Below are 19,983 nucleotides of genomic sequence, written 5' to 3'. Positions count from 1 at the left end.
AAGTGATCTTAATCACTATGATCAATACCCGACCGATAGCTAAGGCAAATACTTCTCAGGATTAACAGCTTGTCCTCGGTAACGGATTTCAAAACGCAATGCCGTCACTTCAGAGTCTGAACTGCCAATCTCGGCTATTTTTTGCCCAGCTTTCACATCCTGTTTTTCTTTAACTAGCAACTTAGAGTTATGTGCATAGGCACTAAGATAATCATCATTATGTTTCAAAATAATTAAATTACCGTATCCTCTAAGTGCATTACCCGCATAAACTACAGTCCCTTGTGCTGCGGCAAAAACAGCGACACCTTTTTTATTAGTAATTTGTAACCCTTTATAACCGCTTTCCTTGGTTGAAAAACGCTGAGTTACTGTTCCTTTAGCTGGCCACGACCACTTAACTTGGGTCGAGGACAAACTGTTATTTTTACTAATTTTCCTATTGGCTTGTTTTTGAACATACTCTCGTTGTTTTGGCTGATCAAGCTCTTTCTTTAATTTTTTGTTATTTTTTTGTATGTCACTTGTAGACTTTTTACTCGGTTTCGTATATTTTTTATGCCTTTTTATTTTTTCAGGTACATTATTAAAAGAAATTGTTTGCCCCGGTTGGATTATGTAAGGGGCTGGTATGCCATTATTTTTTGCCAACGTGCGGAAATCTTGCTGGGCGCTAAAGGCTATCGAATATAACGTATCACCTTTTTTAACCGTGTAGCGGTCACCATTAATATTTACTTTACTAGTATAAGGTTTAACACTGGTATTTAAACTACTGACCGGAGCAGGGGCATGTCGAGATGAGCAGGCACTGAGCAAAACACTTGTAAATAAAGTAACATAGAAGACGTACTGTTTATTCATGGTGTTTTGCTCCTTGTGCTAAAAGTAGTTATTTAGATGCTTAACGTAATAAAAAGTATGCAACCACCACTAAAATCACTACCCCCCAGCCAAGTACCTCAACATATTGACGTAATTTTTGCTCCATTTTTACTCCGCCCCACTTCATTAGCGCTGAAACTAAAAAGAACCGCGCACCACGCCCGACAGCAGAGGCTAATAAAAAAGGTAAAAACGCCATGTGCAAAAGCCCAGCACCAATAGTAAATACTTTATAGGGTATTGGCGAAAAACCGGCTAAAAACACCACCCATACGCCATAATCTTTAAACCAGCTTAAAGCGGTATTAAACTTTTCTTGCCAACCCATTTGCGCTATTAATGGCTCTACTACAGGTTCAAACAACCAAAACCCGAGCAAATAACCTAAAATACCGCCAAGCACCGAAGCAACTGTAGCAAAAGTAGCATAGCGCCATGCTTTGCTCGGTTGTGCAAGCGACATCGGCGCAAGCATTACATCGGGTGGAATAGGAAAAATAACCGATTCAGCAAAACTCATCCCAGCTAAATAACGCTCTGCGTGGCGATGTTTTGCCCACACTAATGCCATATCGTATAACTTAGTAAACAATTTCAAAGTGACTTCCTATTCAATGTCGCCAGGGACTAAAGGTACAAATCTAACTGGCGCAATAACATGTTGAGTAAATTTTTCGCCTTCGCGCACAACCATAACCAGTTGTTGATCTTCATTACCGATTGGCGCAATCATCACCCCACCATCACTGAGTTGATCAAGTAATGCCTGCGGGACTTGCGATGCAGCGGCGGTTACAATGATGCCATCAAACGGCGCTTGTGACTGCCAGCCTTGCCAACCATCGCCATGTTTCATGGAAACGTTGTATAAGTCTAGGTTATGTAAACGGCGCTTAGCCTGCCATTGTAACGCTTTAATTCGCTCTACCGAAAATACTTTTGAAAAGGTTTTCGCCAGTACCGCTGTTTGATAGCCTGAACCCGTGCCTATCTCAAGTACTTTATCGCGCACGCCAGCCAAACGCAGTAACTCGGTCATACGGGCAACAATATATGGCTGTGAAATTGTTTGTCCTTGACCTATTGGCAACGCCGTATTTTGATACGCTTTATGCTTAAGTACATCATCAACAAATACATGACGTGGAATATCAGCAATAGCGCTGAGTACCAATTTATCTTCAACACCTTCACGCTGTAATAGGTCAGCGAGCGCACGGGCACTTCGAGTATAATTAGCCAGCACCGTTGATCTCCATCGTTTTAAGCCACTCACCAACTGCAGCCAAGCTATCTTTCGCTGTCATATCAACACTTAGTGGCGTAACCGATGCATAGCCATTATTGATAGCATAAAAGTCTGTACCTTCTCCGGCATCACTTTCGGCACCTAAAACCCCATACCAATAAATGTCTCGTCCCCATGGATCTTGTTGTTTAGTCATGGTTTCTGCTTTATGACGCGCACCTAAACGCGTTACTTGCACGCCTTTTAGCTCAGATAACGGAATATCTGGCACATTAATATTGATGATTTGATCTTTTGGCAATGGATGTGACGCCAGCTCTTTAATTATGCTGACAGTCACCGCTGCTGCCGTTTCAAAATGATTGCCTTCTTTTGAGCACAAAGACACCGCCACTGCGGGCAAGCCTAAATGACGTCCTTCGGTTGCTGCTGCAACAGTCCCTGAGTACAAAGTATCGTCACCTAAATTTGCACCGTGGTTAATACCGGCAACGACTAGATCGGGCTTTTCATTAAGTAATTCATTCACGCCCAAATGTACACAATCAGTGGGCGTACCATTGACCGAAATAAACCCGTTATCTAGCGTGGTAGCACGCAGTGGATTAAGTAGCGTCAGTGAGTTACTTGCGCCACTGCAATTGCGATCAGGTGCAACTAACGTTACGTCTGCAATTTGCGTCAATGCCTGATACAACACTGCAATACCTTTTGCATTAACACCATCATCGTTACTTAGAAGAATTTTCATTTTCAGCGTCCTGTTCTTTATGTACTCGTGGGCTTGCATCTGTGTAATCCACCAGCTCACGTAACAATGCCGTGGCAAAGGTGCCTTTGGGTAAACCAAAGCTCAATTTAATGGTAGTTTCATCAATCGTTTCAACGGTTAAATCTTGTGGGATCAAACGCAACATTCTGCGCTCATTTTTCAGCCCTAACTTACCAAGCCCTTCACACCAATCTTGATACGGCTCTAGCCATATTTTTTCTTGTTCGGTGAGGCCTTTTTCGCTAGTGCCGACCAATGGCGCAGACATCATAATATCGCCAGAGGCAAGACGAGCGATATTTTCATCGCTAATGGCATCTTCAAAAAATGCATTGCTACCACTGAGCATAAACACTTCACGGTGCATGGTTTTAGCTAAGCCGTGCTCAGCAACACGCAAATTCACTATTTGATTAAACACATAAGAACGTGCAGCAGAGATAATTAAACCACGTAGTTTTTTGTCACGAATGCGCTCACCGGCAAACATCTTTTTAGCCATCACTAAATTATGACCATCGTGACCAAAGCGTTGTTCGCCAAAATAGTTAGGCACCCCGGCGCGTACCGCGTTGATACGACAAAGAATGTCTAACGGCTGAGTTACATTACGTAGAATAATGCTGAATTTATTACCTTTGTGGCAGCCAGTCCGCAGCTTACGATTATGCCGTTGCTGAGCAATGATAAACAGTGATTCACTGTTTAGCTCAGTAAAATCAATGTCTTTTTTAATGGGTACTGGCACACTAAACCACTGACTACATACTCCGTGGCGATCTTTCATACCAGCGAAGCTGACATCACGTGGCGAAATCCCCGCTTTTTGGGCAAGTAATTTAGCAACGTATTGGGTATTTTCGCCTTTTTTAACGACCTGTAAACAGACGTGTTCACCACTGCCTGTAAACTCTATGCCTAAATCCTCATCAACCATAAAATCTTCAGCAGTGGTTTTAAAATCTGCTTTAGATAATGGTGCACCGTATAAATAATTTAACTCGCTCATAGTGATTGCTTGCTCATGATAACCACTGCATGACTTGAAATACCTTCTTTTCGCCCTTCAAAACCGAGCTTTTCAGTGGTTGTTGCTTTGACATTTACCTGGCCCAGTTCAGCGTTTAAATCGGCGGCTAAATTTTTACGCATGGCTTGAATATGCGGCAGCATTTTTGGCGCTTGCGCTACTATCGTTACATCCGCATTACCCAGTACATAGCCTTGCTGCTTAGCTAAATCAACAACATGGCGTAATAAAATACGGCTATCTATATTCTCATATTCACTGGCGGTATCAGGAAAGTGCTTGCCAATATCGCCCATTGCTAATGAGCCTAAAATAGCATCGCATAGTGCATGGATCGCAACATCACCATCAGAGTGCGCTAAAAAGCCTTGTGGGTAAGCAATCTTTTCACCACAAATAGTTAACGGGCCTTCGCCACCAAATTTATGGACATCGAAGCCATGGCCTATACGAATCATGATGCATTCTCACTATGTTGTTTTTGGAGTAAAAAGTTGGCTAAATCTAAATCTTCTGGAGTGGTTATTTTAATATTATCGCTACGCCCAGCCACTAGCTTTACGGGCTTATTCGCCCATTCTATTGCCGATGCTTCGTCGGTGATCGTAACCTGCTGAGCAAGCGCAGTTTGCAATGCCTGCATTAAATCGTGGTACTTAAATAATTGCGGGGTCAACGCCTGCCATAAGTCATCCCGTGGCACTGTTTGTTGGCTATGAGTTGCACCGCGCTTAATGGTATCTTTCACTTTGCTTGCTAATATACCGCCCTCGTCAGCGTTAATACACTCACTAAGTAAGCGCTCAATATCAGCCAAGGTAACCAGCGGCCTTGCCGCATCATGCACTAACACCCAATCAGGCGGGTTATCTGCAAGCGCTAATAAGCCATTAAGTACCGAGTCGGCTCGCTCTTTGCCGCCACTTGCACGGACAATGCGCTGATCAATAAACTCCAGTGTAGCAAAATAAGGATCATCATCGCTGACGGCCACCACAATAGTCGTTAATTGTTTGAGTTGCGCTAGTTTAGCAAGTGTATGTTCAAGAATTGTTTTACCAGCCAAGCGAATGTATTGCTTCGGTGCGCTATGTTGCATACGGCTTCCCACGCCAGCGGCTGGGACTATGGCTGCAAGGGTATAATTAGTTGTCATTTTGTTGCTGCCCAGGTAAAACACGAATAAATGTTTCGCCGGGTTTGATCATCCCTAATTCATTTCGAGCGCGCTCTTCCACACCTTCTTGACCAAGCTTTAAATCTTCAATATCGGCTTTAAGCACTTTATTACGTTTGATCAATTGAGCATTAGTATCGTGATGTGAAGTAACAGCAGCTTTTAAACGACTATAATCTTGTACACCGTTGTGGCCAAACCATAATCGATATTGTACAAATAACGCTAAGCACAGCAGCGTGAATTGAAACAGTCGCATTAAACACTCCTTGATTTTACTCTACCAGTACAAATTTATAATGCGATTAAGGCTACTGGTATTATATTTTTTTAACTCGAACATGGGGACGTTTTAAATTACGCCAATTGATATTGCCTGCTAGCAGCATTTCTCTCAGTGATAACGTTCGCGGTGTCGTACGTTTATCAAAAGACCACTGATGGCCACAACAAGCAGCGGCCATTGTTGCCTTTGTGGGCTTTAATAACACCACCGACTGCCCTTCAAGCGGCTGACCTTGGCAGTCAAACCAACCATGCTCATTACAATGAAGTTTATTGTCGCTTACTTGGTCGATGCTGTCTATTGCAACACGGGTTTGATTTGCGCTATTGAGTAAAAGCGGAACAATTAAACCTACATTTTTATGTGTTTGATAAAAATCATCATTATTTTTTGCGTTGGGAGGCTGAGCTTTTTGCTTATCAAGCCAACAGCCATTGTGCGGATCTAACTGAAAAGGAACTTGACCATTTACCACGGCCGTTGCTGCGCGTTCTATATAATAAGGAAGACTTTTTAATCGCTTGCGTAAACGCTGTTCATTAACTTCAACAACTAATTGACCTATTTCCCGCGCATAAAAAGCATTGCACAACTGTGCATATAGCACACGTTGTGTATCTGATTGCCAAATATCGACTTGTTGAAAGGGGTCGCTTGCAGCCAACGATCATACTCTAAAACATCTAGTTGCTTGTTTTATAGCACAGTATTGACTGTTTTTTAAGCTCTGCTCTTTACAAAAGCAAAGCTCAGGTTACTTAACTTGTGACTTTATACCTAATTTAGCATCGCCAGTTTCTAAAAACTGCACTACTTCATCACGTTTCTTACCTAATAACAGACTACCATCAGCTAAAAACATAAAATTTTGCCAATTGCGTTTAAACACATCAAAGCTGGTTTCGATAATATTATCGCGGGCGATACAAAAATACACTGTGGTATTAGCTTGCCAACCTAAGTGCGCAAGGATCTCAGCTGGCAGTTGCTCAGCTCCGGCTTCCCATGCAGCTTCCCAGTGAATAGTTTGCGAGAAATTGTCTTCGTTACCACACCAGTCTGTTTTTTCAAAAAAATCAGGATGGTCATGTTCACGGCTCACCATGGTGCTCCATAAAACAGCGGCACGCTCATGGCTCATAGGTTTAATTAAGGCAAGGTCTTGTTCTGTTACTGGCGCATCTTTATGACGAAAAACCCACGCTTTTTTGTAATCATCTAACGAAATATAGTTCATAGTATTGGCAAATTAGTTAGCATTAAAAGTGCAAAGACAAATTATACAAGAGATCAAAACATGACTACAGCAATAAAACCACATACCCTCAAATCAGGCATATACCAACACTACAAAGGCCCAAAGTACAAAGTTCTGTACGTCGCCACTCACAGTGAAACAGACGAACAATTAGTTATTTACCAAGCCTTGTATGGTGAGTTTGGCATTTGGGCAAGACCGCTTAGTATGTTTAGCGAAACGATTGAAAAAGACAGCAAAATTATTCCACGCTTTAGCTACCTTGGTGAAGCCGATTAACTATGGCATGATAGGCATATTGTTTACTGCTCAGACCAGATAGGTATTTACGTGCAATTTAATTCTACTGATAACTACATCGCAAGTTCAGCGTTAAAACAAGCGGTTAATGCGGCTATTTTGCTGGAAAAGCCACTTTTGATCAAAGGCGAGCCCGGCACAGGTAAAACCATGCTGGCTGAGGAGTTGGCTAAAAGCTTAGACACCACACTTATCCAATGGCATATCAAATCGACCACTAAAGCGCAGCAAGGCTTATATGAATACGATGCGGTATCACGCCTACGCGACAGCCAATTAGGTGATGCCCGGGTAAACGACATTGGTAACTATATTATTAAAGGCAAGTTGTGGCAGGCATTTACCTATGGTGAAGAACATAACAAACGCCCGGTATTATTAATTGATGAAATAGACAAAGCCGACATCGAATTCCCGAACGACTTACTATTAGAACTCGATAAAATGGAATTTCATGTTTATGAAACCGGTGAGCGTGTAATCGCAAAACAACGCCCTATTGTGATCATCACCTCAAACAACGAAAAAGAACTGCCCGATGCCTTTTTACGCCGTTGTTTTTTCCATTACATTGATTTTCCATCTAGTGATGAAATGCAGCAAATTATCGATGTTCACCACCCACACGTAAAACAAGATTTAGTTCGCCAAGCGCTAGAAGTATTTTTTAATCTACGTGAAGTCAACGGCATTAAGAAAAAGCCTTCCACCAGCGAGTTACTTGATTGGTTAAAACTGCTTATGGCTGAAGACATCGATGCAAAAACTCTGCATGACAAAACTCAAAAAGGCGGTTTAATGCCAATGTTTGGCGCACTACTTAAAAATGAGCAAGATATCAGCTTAATTGAAAAACTTGCCTTTATGAGTCGCCGTTAAGATGTTGGTTGCGTTTTTCTTCAAACTGCGTGAATACCGTTTACCTGTTAGTTTGCGCGAGCTGCTTGATTTGATCAACGCGCTAAAAAAAGGCGCGGTATTTGCCGATGTTGACGGTTTTTACTATTTAGCCCGTACCATTATGGTTAAAGACGAAACCCACTTTGACAGGTTTGATAAAGCGTTTGCTGATTACTTTAGCGGCATTGCCGATCTGGACTTACTCGAAAGCTTAAAACAGCAGCACAACTTACCTGAAGATTGGCTGCGCAAAGAGTTTGAAAAACACCTAACCGATGAAGAAAAAGCCCAGCTTAAAGCCATGGGCGGCCTTGATGAGCTAATGAAAACCCTCAAAGAGCGCCTAGAAGAACAACAAAAACGCCACGCTGGTGGCAATAAATGGGTGGGCACGGGTGGTACATCGCCATTTGGCGCGTATGGCTATAACCCTGAGGGCGTAAGGATTGGTCAAGACGGCAACCACAATCGCCAAGCGGTAAAAGTATGGGATAAACGCGAATACCGTAACCTAGATTCTGACCGTGAAATTGGCTCACGCACTATTAAGCTCGCCCTTAAAAAACTGCGCAAGTTTGCTCGCACTGGCGCCAGTGACACCCTCGACTTAAACGAGACCATTCGCGCTACCGCCAAGCAAGGCGGCATGCTGGATGTAAAAATGGCACCAGAGCGCCACAACGCGGTAAAAGTATTGATGCTGTTTGATATTGGCGGCTCAATGGATGATTACATTCACACCTGTGAAGAATTATTTAGCGCCGCACATAGCGAGTTTAAACACTTAGAATTTTACTACTTTCATAACTGCTTATATGAACATGTTTGGCAAGATAATCAACGCCGCCACTCTAACGTCATCGACACCATGACGCTGATCAACAAGTTCACCAGTGACTATAAAGTGATCTTTGTTGGCGACGCCACTATGGGCCCGTATGAAATCGCCTACCCCGGCGGCTCTGTTGAACACTACAACGAAGAGCCCGGCAGCGCATGGCTGACCCGCATTACCAATCACTTTGATAAAGTCGCCTGGCTCAACCCACAACCGGTTGAACACTGGCGTTACTACCAATCAATTGATTTTATCAAGCAGCTAATGAACAAACGCATGTACCCACTGAGTTTAGATGGCATAAGTAATGCGATAAAAGAGCTAACATAGGTGCTAGATTATAGGGGCTAGGAAAACTAACTCTACAACTCAGCTATATGATTCAATGTTTCTGGATAACGCTGCACCAGTTTTAGTAAAGTAATTGCTTGCCCATTAGGAACAATGCGCCCTTGTTCCCAGTTTTCAAACATTCTTGCTGAGGTACGTAATAAGTTTGCAAATACTCAGCGCGACATATTAAACGCTTCGCGAATATTGATTATTTCATCGGATGAAATGGCGGGCTTATTTGCATCATTCATAGCATAAGTGAGTAAGGTTAGCTTGCCTTGTGCATGCGCTTAAATGTACGCAAATTACGTACACTTATCAAATTAACACTATGACGCGATATAAAATCGCTGCTACGAGATGGGTGATATTTCGTAGGCGCGGGTTTACCCCGTGCAATTAAAGTTTATTCACAAAGAGGTTATGAGGCGCTGCGCTTTTAGAGAAGTAATTGTAAAAATAGGGGCTAGGTGCTGGGATGTACTCGGAGCTCATTGCTCGAGGCCCGTGGCATTTTTTCTTAAATAACATAATCCTCTTTAAGCTTACTCATCCCTAGAAAAGCACTATAACGCGATATAAAATCGCTGCTACATGGGTCGTTGAAAAAGAAAAGCGCGGGATCTCTCCCGCGCTTCTTTTTTCGTTTTAGTAATTTTGGTAATTACTTAGCCTGCCGTTTGTTCGTCACGGCTGCGTTTTTTGTCACCTTTTTTACGCATGTGTTTTTTAATTTCTTGGTACTTTTCACGTTGTTCAGCATTTAATACTTGCCATACTTGATGCTGCGTTTTTAGGTTAATTAAGCCAAATTGCTCGCCTTTGGTTTGGCGCTGCGCTAATAACTCTTTTGCTGCGGCTTCATCAAAGGTTGGCATATCTAACAATGCTTGCATTTGTGCCTTATGTGCAGCACGCTCTTGCTTCATGGCCTGTTTATCGTTGCCACGTAGCGCTTTAAACTGTGCTTTTTGCGCATCAAAAATGCTTTTTAACTGGGTTTGTTGTTGCTCAGTTAAATCAAGCTTTTTAACGCCACGCTCAGAGAGTAAAAAGCGCGCTTGTTTATGCTGTTGAGAATGGCCTGGTTTATGATCCATGCCCTCTTTTGCTATTACGGCGCCAGTGCCTAATGTTGCTGTCGCTAATCCACAAATTAATACTAGTTTAGAAACTTTACTTGAAATAGTCATAATCATTACCTTTGAGTTGCTTGTAACTTAGTGTCTGTTCAGTTGTTATGTTCACTATAACTAACCAAGTGCAAAGCAACGCAAAGCAATGTAAAGGTTGTGTAAAGGTTCACTTTTAAGTGCGTTAAGGCGTAAAATGAAGTTATTCCAGCGTGGTTAAGGTGAGCAAATAATGAAGCTATTAATGATTGATGATGATACCGGTTTATGTGAGTTACTCTCGGAATACTTAACTGCGCAAGGTTTTCAAATAGAATGTGCCCATGATGGCGAACAAGGCTTAAAACAAGCGCTTGAGCAAGAGTATGCATTAATTTTACTCGATGTTATGTTACCGAAACTAGATGGCTTTGAAGTATTAAAACAGCTTAGGCAAACAAAATTAACGCCGGTGATCATGCTAACCGCCAAAGGTGAAGACTTTGACCGTATTTTTGGTCTTGAACTAGGCGCGGATGATTACATTCCTAAACCATTTAATCATCGTGAATTACTCGCGCGGGTTAAAGCGATTACTCGTCGTATTGAGCATATTACTAGCCTAGCAAATACCAGCAGTAATAAGTTAACCGTTAATAATATTGTTATAAATTTAGCTGCCCGCGAAGCGTATGTAGATGAACACCCGCTAAGCCTCACCGGTACTGAATATGAAGTACTTGCCTTACTGGTTAAACATGCAGGTGAAGTGGTCAGTAAAGAACAAATAAGTGAAGAGGTGCTCGGTAGACGCCTAGCCTCTTTTGATCGCTCAATTGATATGCATGTGAGTAATATTCGTAAAAAAATTGCCGAGTTCAACAATGCAGAACGAATAAAAACCATGCGAGGGACTGGTTATGTCTTTATCCAAGGAGAGTAATAAAACTCTATTCCCCTGGTTAAAAAACCCTCAGCACTTTTTGTTTTTTAAGATTTTTGCTTGGTTTTGGCTAACAATTATAGGCACCATTACTACTTTGGTGTTTTTAAGTAACATTGCGACTAATCAAGTTAGTAATGAAGACTTGCGTGGGCCAATGAAAAAAAACCTGCAATACACAGCCAAAAATATTGAACGCATAATTGAAAAACACAATAAACCAGCGGCCGAAATTTTAACTCATCCGCGGCTTGCAAAACAAAAGTTACTATATTTAAATTCAGATCAGCCAGATCATTCTATCAGTAGCAGAGTACCATCAAGTGAGATTGATTTAAGTTTACTTAATTTCACTAAAAACATGCCGCCACAAATTATTTTTACCGAGTATTATCAAGCATTCGGACCGATAAAAATAAACCTTCCTGAGGGGCAATTTTACCTATACGAAATTGATGAGAATCATCAACCACCTTTTTTTATACGGTTAAAGCTGATGCCGATTTGGCTAAAAGTGATCATTGCTTTACTAGCTTCATTAACTTTAAGTTTTATATTTAGTCGTAACCTAATTGCTCCTATTAATCACTTAAAGCAAGCTGCAATTAAGCTCTCTGACGGCGATTTAACCGCGCGCGCTGAAATTGATCCAAACAGGCAAGATGAACTGGGCGTACTTGGCCGCGACTTTAATAGTATGGCAAGTCAGTTAGAGCAACTGATTTCTGCACAAAAGCGCTTATTGGCTGATATATCTCACGAGTTGCGTTCCCCCCTAACTCGCCTTAAAATGGCTACGGGTCTTGCGCAAATGCAGACCCCAGAAGAAAACCAAACCTATTTATTACGCATTGAAAAAGAAGCAAATCAGCTCGATAAAATGATCGCTGATGTGCTGCAAGTATCGCGCTTAGAGGCGAAAAGTCAGGCGCTATCGCTGCATCAACAATCCTTACAGATCATTATTGATCATGTTTTGAATGATGCGCAATTTGAAGCTAAACAGACCAATAAGCAATTAATTATAAATGGTCAACTCAATGTTGATATTTATTGTGACGAGAGTCTCATTGCCAGTGCGCTAGAGAATGTTTTACGCAACGCAATAAAATATGCAGAGCAAACAATCACCCTAACATTGAGTTTAAGTGATGCTATTTATATAGAGATCAGTGATGATGGGCCGGGCGTCGAACCGCAAAATTTAGGCAAATTATGTGAGCCTTTTTTCCGCCAATCTGATGCACGAGACAGAACTAGCGGCGGCACAGGACTTGGCTTAGCGATTGCTAAAAATGCAATTGTCGCCCATTCTGGCAGTTTAACGCTGCATAATAAACAACCAAGCGGGTTATGTGTGCGTATCGCCTTACCTCTGGATAAACAAAAATAATCATGGCCATTATGTTTTACAGCACAGAGCAAAACTTACTTACCCAACAACCTGAGATAACGCAGTTTTTTCAGCAGCAGTTGCACAAAGCGCAGCTGACTACCGATAATGGCGATTTATATTATGGCTATGTGATACCTGAGCATGCCAAAGCCGCTATTGTTATTTGCTCTGGACGTATTGAAGGATTAGATAAATACCAAGAGCTAATCTGGGAGTTATATAAAAATAACTATGCGGTGTTTATTATTGATCATCAAGGACAAGGCCGTTCTTATCGCGCTTTAGCCAATCCTCATAAAGGTTTTGTTAATAAATTTAGTGATTATGCTGATGATTTAGCACTGTTTGACCGTCTAATTGTCAGTAAACTCTACCAAGGCAAAAAAGTCATCCTAGGGCATTCAATGGGCGGCGCGATTGCCTTTGATTTCCTGACCCGGTTTGAACATAACTACAGTGGGGTATTTTTGTCTTCGCCCATGTTTGATATTTTCACTAAAGGTACTCCCAAACCACTGGCTAAACTTGCCGCCCGTGCTGCCTGTTTGTTTGGTTTTAATAAACACTATGCGTTTGGCCAAGCAGATTACCTGCCTGATGAATTCGCACAGAACGACCTAACCAGTAGCGAAACTCGCTATGATTTATTTAGACAAACCTACCAAACGGATAGCACGCTACAATTAGGCGGGGTGACTTACGGCTGGTTGAATGAAGCTTTTGGTTTTATGACAACTCTTGAGCAACAACAGCTATCGATTCCACTTTTTGTAGCCAGTGCTGAGAATGATACTGTGGTTGATAACCAAGCCCAATTAGCCTTAGTTCACCGTCAAAGTAATGCTATTTTACAAACATTTGCGAATGCTAAGCACGAGTTACTATTTGAACAAGACACCATTCGCAAAGCTGTGCTTAGCCGTTTTTATCAGTTTTGTGATTCATTAACTTGAGCGCGGCTATTACTCAATGACATTGGATCTTGATGAATCAAAATATCCATTTCACAATTAAATTCTTGTTGGATCATCGCCACTACTTCATCCGCTACATAATGAGCACGGATCAAGGGGAGTTGATCTTCAAGCTCTAAATGCATTTGAATAAACTTAACTTTACCACCTTGTCGCGTGCGTACGTCATGTACGCCAAATACATCGTTATGACTGTTAGCGATTGATATGATACTGGCTTTTTCGTCCTCAGGTAGCTCTTTATCCATTAAATGGTCAGCGCTTTGCCTAGCAATATCCCAACTGTTATAAAGCAAATAACCTGCAACACCAATGGCAAAAATAGGATCCGCGTACAGCATGTCATTTTGCGCAAGCAGTATGGCCAGCAGTACTGCTGCATTTAAAATTATATCGCCTTTGTAATGCACAGAGTCTGCTTTAACTGCAATGGACTCGGTATGCTTAATGACTTGAGTTTGTACATAAACCACCACTAAGGTGCAAGCAATCGCAAATAGACTAACCCATACCCCGAGCATTGAATGACTTAGTACCACAGGATTAAATAATCGCTCTATACCATGAAACGCCAATAAACAACCAGAGCCTGCAATAAATGCCGCTTGCCCTAAACCCGCCAAGGCTTCGGCTTTACCATGGCCAAAACGATGATCGTCATCAGCTGGGCGCAGTGCATAAAAGAGCACCATAAAACTCATTGCTGAAGCGGTAATATCCATCAAAGAATCGGTGAGTGATCCGAGCATAGAGGCAGAGCCAGACGCAAGCCATGCCCAACATTTAGCAGCAATCATTAAACTCACCATCACCATAGTGACCACACTTGCTGTTTTTACCCAAAACTCATAACTGCGCTGATGCACGTTTTTGCCTATGCTTAAAGTGTTTACTTAAAATGAGTATATCATTTTTTTTATCTGTTTCGTGTATACTCTCGAACGTCAAAATGTAGATCACCAATAAGGCTCGTTATGCTTGATATCGTTTTATACCAACCTGAAATTCCACCTAACACAGGGAATATTATTCGCCTGTGTGCAAATACGGGCTATGCTTTGCATTTAATCGAGCCTTTGGGCTTTGAGTGGGACGATAAGCGCGTGAAAAGAGCTGGCCTTGATTACCATGAATTTAGCCATGTGCAACGCCATCCGTCATTTGCAGCTTACTTAGAAAAATGCCAACCTAAAAAAGTATATGCATGTACCACTAAAGGCAGTCAATTTCACCATCAAGCGAGTTATGAAGCAGGTGATTGTTTAGTGTTTGGCCCAGAAACCCGTGGCTTACCAGATGATTTAATTCAATCACTACCTAATGAACAACGTGTGCGTATTCCTATGCAAGCTAACAGTAGAAGCATGAACTTATCTAACGCAGTGGCTGTTTTTGTTTATGAATCATGGCGTCAGTTAGGCTTTCCTAACGCGCAGTAAATTATATTAAAATGCGCCTATATCGTTGGGCGCCTTGTTTTATAATCACCATTATAATTTAGCACTACATATAGCAATAAATTTGCTTAGAGTGGATTCGCATTATTTCTATTCCTACACTATTCTAAATAAGTTCTTTTTAAACTGATTCAATGGATTGTAATGCGTTTTTTCCTTCAAATATGCTGTTTTATTAGCATGTTATCTATTGTAAATGCAAACGCGAGTGTAGCTGAATTAAATGCGAATGAACTTTCGCTACCCGCCATTAATGACTTTACTCAAGACCCGAGTAATGCGTTTTGGCTCGCTACCAATAAAGGGCTGTTTAATTACGACTCGGTGCATCTTTTTAGTGGCCAAGCACCACCTTTTTCATCATTTGCGAATCAAGCCATTTTACAAGTAGCTACTTATAAATCCTGGTTATTAATTAACACTGAGCAAGGGCTGAGTTTAATAAACTTAATTAACAACCAGTTAATTCAACTAACAGCAACACCGCTAAAACAGCCGATATTAACCACCGAGCTCGGCTTTTACTTTCTGTACCAAGGTCAGATCCACACTATAAAAGACGAAAAAATCTATTCTCCATTCGCCTTTTCAGAGCAGATCGTCGAACTCGCATTGGGATTTAACAACAGCCTATGGCTACATTCAGGTAGTAATTTAGTTAGTCACTTTGATTTAGCAAGTAATGCAATTACAGCTCAGCTTATCGTCCCCGCACCTATCGCGCAGTTGAGTCCAAGTCAAACCTCAGCAGCGATCCTTATCAATACCAATAACGACCAACATTACCTGTTTAACAACACGCACTCTATGCAAGAAATAAAACTCCAGCATGCGCATGTTCAACAACTAAATTACTTTGATGATCAGCTTTATTATTTGCATAAAAATCGCGCTTATAAACATGATTTAACGACCAAAAACACTAATCCTTTATTTTATAGTGCTCCTGCACGCTTTTTATCAATGAAACAAAACAACCAACAACTGTGGCTGCAAACTGCCACTAAAAGCTGGCTAAAGCTCCCTGCAATGCAAATTATCACAACCCCTATCACCGATAATCCTGCTCCGCGTATGCAGCAATACTTTGACATGTTGGAACAGTTAGATAATTTTACACAACATAAAAAAATTATTACCATCGCTTATCTGCGCGAAGATAAATGGGCTGTTGCAACCGACACTGGTTTATATTTATACAGTGCCCGTAACCTCACTTTTGATTTATTAATAAAGGATCAAGTTACTGCCCTGTATTCAACCGCCCCAACAACACTTTGGGTAGCAACCAAAAAGCAATTAATAAAATATGATTTTGCGACGCAGCAACAAAACCAAACACTACCAATTAATAACATTAATGCTTTAACATCCCTTAATGACGAGCAATATCTAGCAAGTAATGGTGAGCAATTATTTTATATTGCTAAACAACAGCTCACCGCCCTTGTGCTTGAAACTGAAGCCCTCGGGCAGATCAACGCTATTTATTATCAACGCAACTCTTCAAGGCTTTGGCTTGCAACAAGTAACGGCTTATGGCTGAGCCAATGGCAAGCACCTGAAAATTCTCAGCAAATAACACTTGAGATAAATTTTGATAAAGTAAGTACGTTTAACACCACAGCCATTTACGAAGCACCACAAAATGCTTTGTGGATAGTTGATTCTCAAGCGATAAAACTCTACAAACCCAGCACTAACCTATGGGTTGAAAATGCCACTCATAGTATTGCCGCTTATATTGATGATTCTATAAGTTATGAGCAACTTCCGAGTTCACTCTTTAGCGTTAGCTATCGTGATAAAATAATGTTGTTTGCACCAACAGGTAATACTTTATTAGAAGTACATTCAAAACAAGCACCACCTCAAAGCAGCTCTTTTTTAGTCAGTCATTTGACTTTGCACTACAAAGATAAAAGCCAAGACTATTACCACTTAGCAACCAACGCAGTAAATACCAGCCAACCGCTAAAAGGGATTTCTGTTTGGTTTAGCAGTAATAGCCTCTTGCCTATGCGGCTAAATTACCGGCTTGATCCCAATGGCGATTGGCTAGCACTGCCGCCGACTCAAACTATGCTGTCACTGGCAAGTAGTGAAAACAATATTTATCTTGAAGTTAAAAACCTTAATCAAGTAAACAGCGAACCGCTAGTGTTAATGATTAAACAAACTGCTTTTACTTTCCCTCATTGGATCAATTATCTCATTTTAGCGGCTATTTTCGCTATTTTACTGCTGTTAATTGTTTATAGATTAAAAAGTGGTGCTAAACATAATTTGATCAACGCGTTAATGACGCAATCAAAAGATGCCATTTGGATCGCCAATGAACAGTTTCAAATAACGAACATAAACCAAGCATTTACAACTATTTGTGGCTTTACTCTTGCTGATGTAGTGGGTAAAAAACCAAAAGCCTTTACTGTAAACGGCCGCGATAAAAAATTAGAAAGCCTCATTTATAATGATCTAGAGGTTGATGGTTATTGGTCTGGTGAAATTTGGAATGTGCGTAAAGACGGGCAACCCTATGCCTTAGATTTATCGATAACGAAAGTAAAAACCCCTAACCTACGTACTAGTAGCGCGCATTATATTGGGTTATTTTCAGATGTAACTGCACGTAAGAATAATGAACGTGCGATGCTTAAATTAACCACTCGAGATTCTGTCACTGGGCTATCCAATCGCACTATTTTTATTGAATCTGTAAATAAGGCAATTGCCAGCTGTAATAACAACTTCCCTAATTTACTGATTATTTTTATAGATTTAGACAATTTTAATAAAATTAACGAATCCCTTGGTCACGCAATCGGTGATGAACTATTAAAAGAAGTTGCGGGCAGACTCACTCGAAACCTTGATTCTGGTTATACCTTGGCCCGCTTAGGGGGAGATGAATTTGCTGTACTTGTACCGCCATATTTATATTCAGGTAAGACCGTCTTTTTCGCCAAAAAACTGGCCGATAATATTCTTAAACAATTCCAAACACCGTTTATGCTTGATGGTATAGAGAGCTTTATTTCTGCCTGTTGTGGCATCGCTGGGTACCCAGAAAATGGTTATAACAGCGAAGCGCTGATGCGCAGCGCCAACAGTGCGCTTAATCACGCCAAAAAGATGGGTCACAATAATTATCAATTTTTTGATAAATCTAAACACACGATTGATACTAATGAGCTTAGTAAAGAAAGTGCACTTTTTCGGGCTATCGAACATCAGGATTTTCAATTATTTTACCAAGTAAAATATAACGCAGATAAAGATCAAGTACATGGTTTTGAAGCTTTAGTCCGTTGGCCACAAGTTGATGGCAGTATAATTAGTCCTGTTGAATTTATCCCTCTTGCAGAACAAAATGGCGCAATTATTCCTCTCACTTTATTGCTAATGAAGCAGCTATTTAAGCAACTAGAGTTATGGCGTAATGAAGGGGTGAGTTTTGGCAAAGTAGCTATTAATGTTTCAGCTCTGCACTTTCAGCAAAGTAGTTTAGTCGAAACCCTCACTGAGTGTTTAACAAACTACGACGTACCTGCGCGCTGTGTTGAGTTAGAAATAACTGAAAGTGCCATGATGGACAACCCTGAATTTGCCCAACAGCAAATGAATCGCTTAAAAGCACTTGGATTTACCATTGCGCTAGATGACTTTGGTACTGGTCATTCATCATTGGGCTATCTAAAACGTTTTCCAATTGATACTTTAAAAATTGATCGCTCTTTCATAAAAGATATTGTCGATAGTGAGCAGGATCGTAATATTACCGCGACAATTATTCGCCTAGCTAAATACTTACATATCGATGTTGTTGCCGAAGGGGTTGAAACTAAAGAGCAGGCTTATATGTTGCATGTTATGGGCTGTAATACGATGCAAGGCTATTATTATAGTCGCCCGCTTTGTGCTGAAAAAGTAGCTGCTTATCTCGAAAAAAACAACCTGAGAAAACAATCTAATTTGATGAATGACTAAGTACCATGTTAGTTATTAGATTAACTGCCAGCGTTTATACAATCCCATAAACGCTGGCAGCTACAAGGCACTATTACTCTGATTTTTGCTCGCGACCTAATAAAGCCATCGCGGCTTCTTTCACGTCTTTATTTTCATAAAGTACCTGATAGATTTGCTCAGTGATCGGCATTTCAATACCAGTACGTTGTGCAAGTAAATAGACTTCTTTGGTGTTGCGATAACCTTCGACCACTTGACCAATTGATGCTATCGCCTGCTCTACCCTTTCACCTTTACCCAGTGCTAAACCAAAACGACGGTTACGAGACTGATTATCGGTGCACGTTAGAATCAAATCTCCCAGCCCAGCCATGCCCATAAAGGTTTCTGACTTAGCACCAAGCGCGCAGCCTAACCGGCATAACTCAGCTAAACCACGGGTGATCAATGCTGTCCGCGCATTAGCACCAAAACCAAAGCCGTCAGACATACCAGCGCCAATCGCAATCACATTTTTAACCGCGCCACCGAGCTGAATACCAATAAAATCATTATTGTTATAGACCCTAAATGAGCGACCACAATGCAATAGTTCAGCTAACTGTTTTGCAAAGGCTGTTGATGTTGACGACACTGAAATAGCAGTAGGTAAACCCATCGCCATTTCTTTAGCAAATGTAGGGCCTGATACGACTGCCAGTGGCACATCATCACCTAATTCTTGCTGGGCAACTTCTTGCAAAAGTCGGCCTGTATCTGGTTCAAGCCCTTTGGTTGCCCATGCAACTTGTGCCCCTTCAAGTAATGAAGGCTTAATTTGCTGTAGCGTATCGCCAAATGCATGACTTGGCACAACAACCAAAATCACTTGGCTTGCAGTTACTGCGGTGTGTAAGTCGGCTTCAAGGTGTAAAGTGTCAGGAAAAGTGACATCGGGCAGGTAACGTTGATTTTTCCGCTCAGCTGCAAGCGTGGCAACGTCATCGCTATTGCGACCCCAAAGTGTCACTTGGTGACCGTTTCGGGCTAAACAAATAGCAAGGGCGGTGCCATAAGACCCCGCCCCTAATACAGTAACAGCTGAATTGGCTGTACTCATAA

The 19,983-nt window shown here is 41.3% G+C and carries 21 protein-coding genes; 8 read left to right on the top strand and 13 right to left on the bottom strand.

Annotated elements, in window-relative coordinates; translation table 11 throughout:
* Positions 1-39 precede the first annotated feature (39 nt).
* The 10 genes from H5163_RS15580 to H5163_RS15535 form a co-directional block, all read right to left on the bottom strand.
* Complete coding sequence (locus H5163_RS15580) at positions 40-864, bottom strand: peptidoglycan DD-metalloendopeptidase family protein (protein ID WP_182731530.1); 825 nt, start codon at positions 862-864, stop codon at positions 40-42.
* Positions 865-904: 40 nt separating this feature from the next.
* Positions 905-1,483, bottom strand: a complete 579-nt coding sequence (locus H5163_RS15575; RefSeq protein ID WP_145235276.1) for a YqaA family protein — start codon at positions 1,481-1,483, stop codon at positions 905-907.
* A 9-nt stretch (positions 1,484-1,492) separates the two neighbouring features.
* Positions 1,493-2,131 carry a protein-L-isoaspartate(D-aspartate) O-methyltransferase gene (locus H5163_RS15570; protein WP_145235274.1) on the bottom strand — a complete coding sequence of 213 codons (639 nt, stop codon included), beginning with the start codon at positions 2,129-2,131 and terminating at the stop codon, positions 1,493-1,495.
* Positions 2,121-2,885, bottom strand: coding sequence for a 5'/3'-nucleotidase SurE (surE, locus tag H5163_RS15565; RefSeq protein ID WP_145235272.1), 765 nt, complete (start codon positions 2,883-2,885; stop codon positions 2,121-2,123). Before surE ends, H5163_RS15570 begins: the two co-directional genes overlap by 11 nt.
* A complete protein-coding gene (truD, locus tag H5163_RS15560) occupies positions 2,866-3,915 on the bottom strand; it encodes a tRNA pseudouridine(13) synthase TruD (protein ID WP_182731531.1) in 1,050 nt (349 codons plus the stop codon). The genes surE and truD overlap by 20 nt, the downstream gene beginning before the upstream one ends.
* Entirely contained in the window at positions 3,912-4,394 is a 483-nt protein-coding gene (ispF, locus tag H5163_RS15555) for a 2-C-methyl-D-erythritol 2,4-cyclodiphosphate synthase (protein WP_182735495.1), read from the bottom strand. Before ispF ends, truD begins: the two co-directional genes overlap by 4 nt.
* The gene (gene ispD / locus H5163_RS15550) at positions 4,391-5,092 is read right to left on the bottom strand and encodes a 2-C-methyl-D-erythritol 4-phosphate cytidylyltransferase (RefSeq protein WP_182731533.1); all 702 of its coding nucleotides are present in this window, start codon (positions 5,090-5,092) and stop codon (positions 4,391-4,393) included. The genes ispF and ispD overlap by 4 nt, the downstream gene beginning before the upstream one ends.
* On the bottom strand, positions 5,082-5,372 hold the full coding sequence (gene ftsB, locus H5163_RS15545) for a cell division protein FtsB (protein WP_145235264.1): 291 nt from the start codon (positions 5,370-5,372) through the stop codon (positions 5,082-5,084). The genes ispD and ftsB overlap by 11 nt, the downstream gene beginning before the upstream one ends.
* Before the next feature lie 61 nt (positions 5,373-5,433).
* The gene (locus tag H5163_RS15540) at positions 5,434-6,063 is read right to left on the bottom strand and encodes a hypothetical protein (RefSeq protein WP_182731534.1); all 630 of its coding nucleotides are present in this window, start codon (positions 6,061-6,063) and stop codon (positions 5,434-5,436) included.
* Positions 6,064-6,153: 90 nt separating this feature from the next.
* Positions 6,154-6,636, bottom strand: a complete 483-nt coding sequence (locus tag H5163_RS15535; RefSeq protein ID WP_145235259.1) for a DUF2947 domain-containing protein — start codon at positions 6,634-6,636, stop codon at positions 6,154-6,156.
* 60 nt (positions 6,637-6,696) lie between these two features.
* On the opposite strand from H5163_RS15535, the gene H5163_RS15530 reads away from it, so the two are divergent.
* Genes H5163_RS15530 through H5163_RS15520 form a run of 3 tightly spaced genes read left to right on the top strand, consistent with a single transcriptional unit; the run spans position 6,697 to position 9,025 of the window.
* The gene (locus tag H5163_RS15530) at positions 6,697-6,936 is read left to right on the top strand and encodes a DUF1653 domain-containing protein (RefSeq protein ID WP_182735494.1); all 240 of its coding nucleotides are present in this window, start codon (positions 6,697-6,699) and stop codon (positions 6,934-6,936) included.
* A gap of 51 nt (positions 6,937-6,987) precedes the next feature.
* On the top strand, positions 6,988-7,836 hold the full coding sequence (locus H5163_RS15525; RefSeq protein ID WP_182731547.1) for a MoxR family ATPase: 849 nt from the start codon (positions 6,988-6,990) through the stop codon (positions 7,834-7,836).
* Position 7,837: 1 nt separating this feature from the next.
* Positions 7,838-9,025 (top strand): VWA domain-containing protein, encoded by a 1,188-nt coding sequence (locus H5163_RS15520; RefSeq protein ID WP_182735493.1) that lies wholly within the window; start codon positions 7,838-7,840, stop codon positions 9,023-9,025.
* Positions 9,026-9,696: 671 nt separating this feature from the next.
* On the opposite strand, the gene H5163_RS15510 is transcribed toward H5163_RS15520, so the two are convergent.
* Entirely contained in the window at positions 9,697-10,221 is a 525-nt protein-coding gene (locus tag H5163_RS15510; RefSeq protein ID WP_182735492.1) for a Spy/CpxP family protein refolding chaperone, read from the bottom strand.
* A gap of 172 nt (positions 10,222-10,393) precedes the next feature.
* Here H5163_RS15510 and H5163_RS15505 point away from each other — a divergent pair, with 172 nt between their 5' ends.
* The 3 genes from H5163_RS15505 to H5163_RS15495 are packed head-to-tail and all read left to right on the top strand — an operon-like array spanning position 10,394 to position 13,432.
* Positions 10,394-11,083 carry a response regulator gene (locus tag H5163_RS15505; protein WP_149982148.1) on the top strand — a complete coding sequence of 230 codons (690 nt, stop codon included), beginning with the start codon at positions 10,394-10,396 and terminating at the stop codon, positions 11,081-11,083.
* Positions 11,061-12,476 (top strand): ATP-binding protein, encoded by a 1,416-nt coding sequence (locus H5163_RS15500; RefSeq protein ID WP_182735491.1) that lies wholly within the window; start codon positions 11,061-11,063, stop codon positions 12,474-12,476. The genes H5163_RS15505 and H5163_RS15500 overlap by 23 nt, the downstream gene beginning before the upstream one ends.
* A gap of 11 nt (positions 12,477-12,487) precedes the next feature.
* Positions 12,488-13,432 (top strand): alpha/beta fold hydrolase, encoded by a 945-nt coding sequence (locus H5163_RS15495; RefSeq protein WP_182735504.1) that lies wholly within the window; start codon positions 12,488-12,490, stop codon positions 13,430-13,432.
* Here H5163_RS15495 and H5163_RS15490 read toward each other — a convergent pair.
* The gene (locus tag H5163_RS15490) at positions 13,408-14,319 is read right to left on the bottom strand and encodes a cation diffusion facilitator family transporter (protein ID WP_145235244.1); all 912 of its coding nucleotides are present in this window, start codon (positions 14,317-14,319) and stop codon (positions 13,408-13,410) included. The two genes, H5163_RS15495 and H5163_RS15490, sit on opposite strands and share 25 nt — an antisense overlap.
* 108 nt (positions 14,320-14,427) lie before the next feature.
* Between H5163_RS15490 and trmL the strand changes: the two genes are divergently transcribed.
* Together trmL and H5163_RS15480 are read left to right on the top strand one after the other, a co-directional pair.
* Complete coding sequence (gene trmL / locus H5163_RS15485; RefSeq protein ID WP_145235242.1) at positions 14,428-14,892, top strand: tRNA (uridine(34)/cytosine(34)/5-carboxymethylaminomethyluridine(34)-2'-O)-methyltransferase TrmL; 465 nt, start codon at positions 14,428-14,430, stop codon at positions 14,890-14,892.
* Between the two features lie 162 nt (positions 14,893-15,054).
* The gene (locus tag H5163_RS15480) at positions 15,055-18,900 is read left to right on the top strand and encodes an EAL domain-containing protein (protein WP_182735490.1); all 3,846 of its coding nucleotides are present in this window, start codon (positions 15,055-15,057) and stop codon (positions 18,898-18,900) included.
* 73 nt (positions 18,901-18,973) lie between these two features.
* Here the strand turns inward: H5163_RS15480 and gpsA are convergent, their stop codons facing one another.
* Positions 18,974-19,981 carry an NAD(P)H-dependent glycerol-3-phosphate dehydrogenase gene (gpsA, locus tag H5163_RS15475; protein WP_182731552.1) on the bottom strand — a complete coding sequence of 336 codons (1,008 nt, stop codon included), beginning with the start codon at positions 19,979-19,981 and terminating at the stop codon, positions 18,974-18,976.
* Positions 19,982-19,983 lie beyond the last annotated feature (2 nt).

The organism is Pseudoalteromonas sp. SG44-8 (genome assembly GCF_014164125.1).
Taxonomy (GTDB): Bacteria; Pseudomonadota; Gammaproteobacteria; order Enterobacterales; family Alteromonadaceae; genus Pseudoalteromonas; species Pseudoalteromonas rhizosphaerae.
The sequence above is the reverse complement of the archived record's forward strand: the minus strand, read 5'-3'. Positions and strand labels throughout refer to the sequence as shown.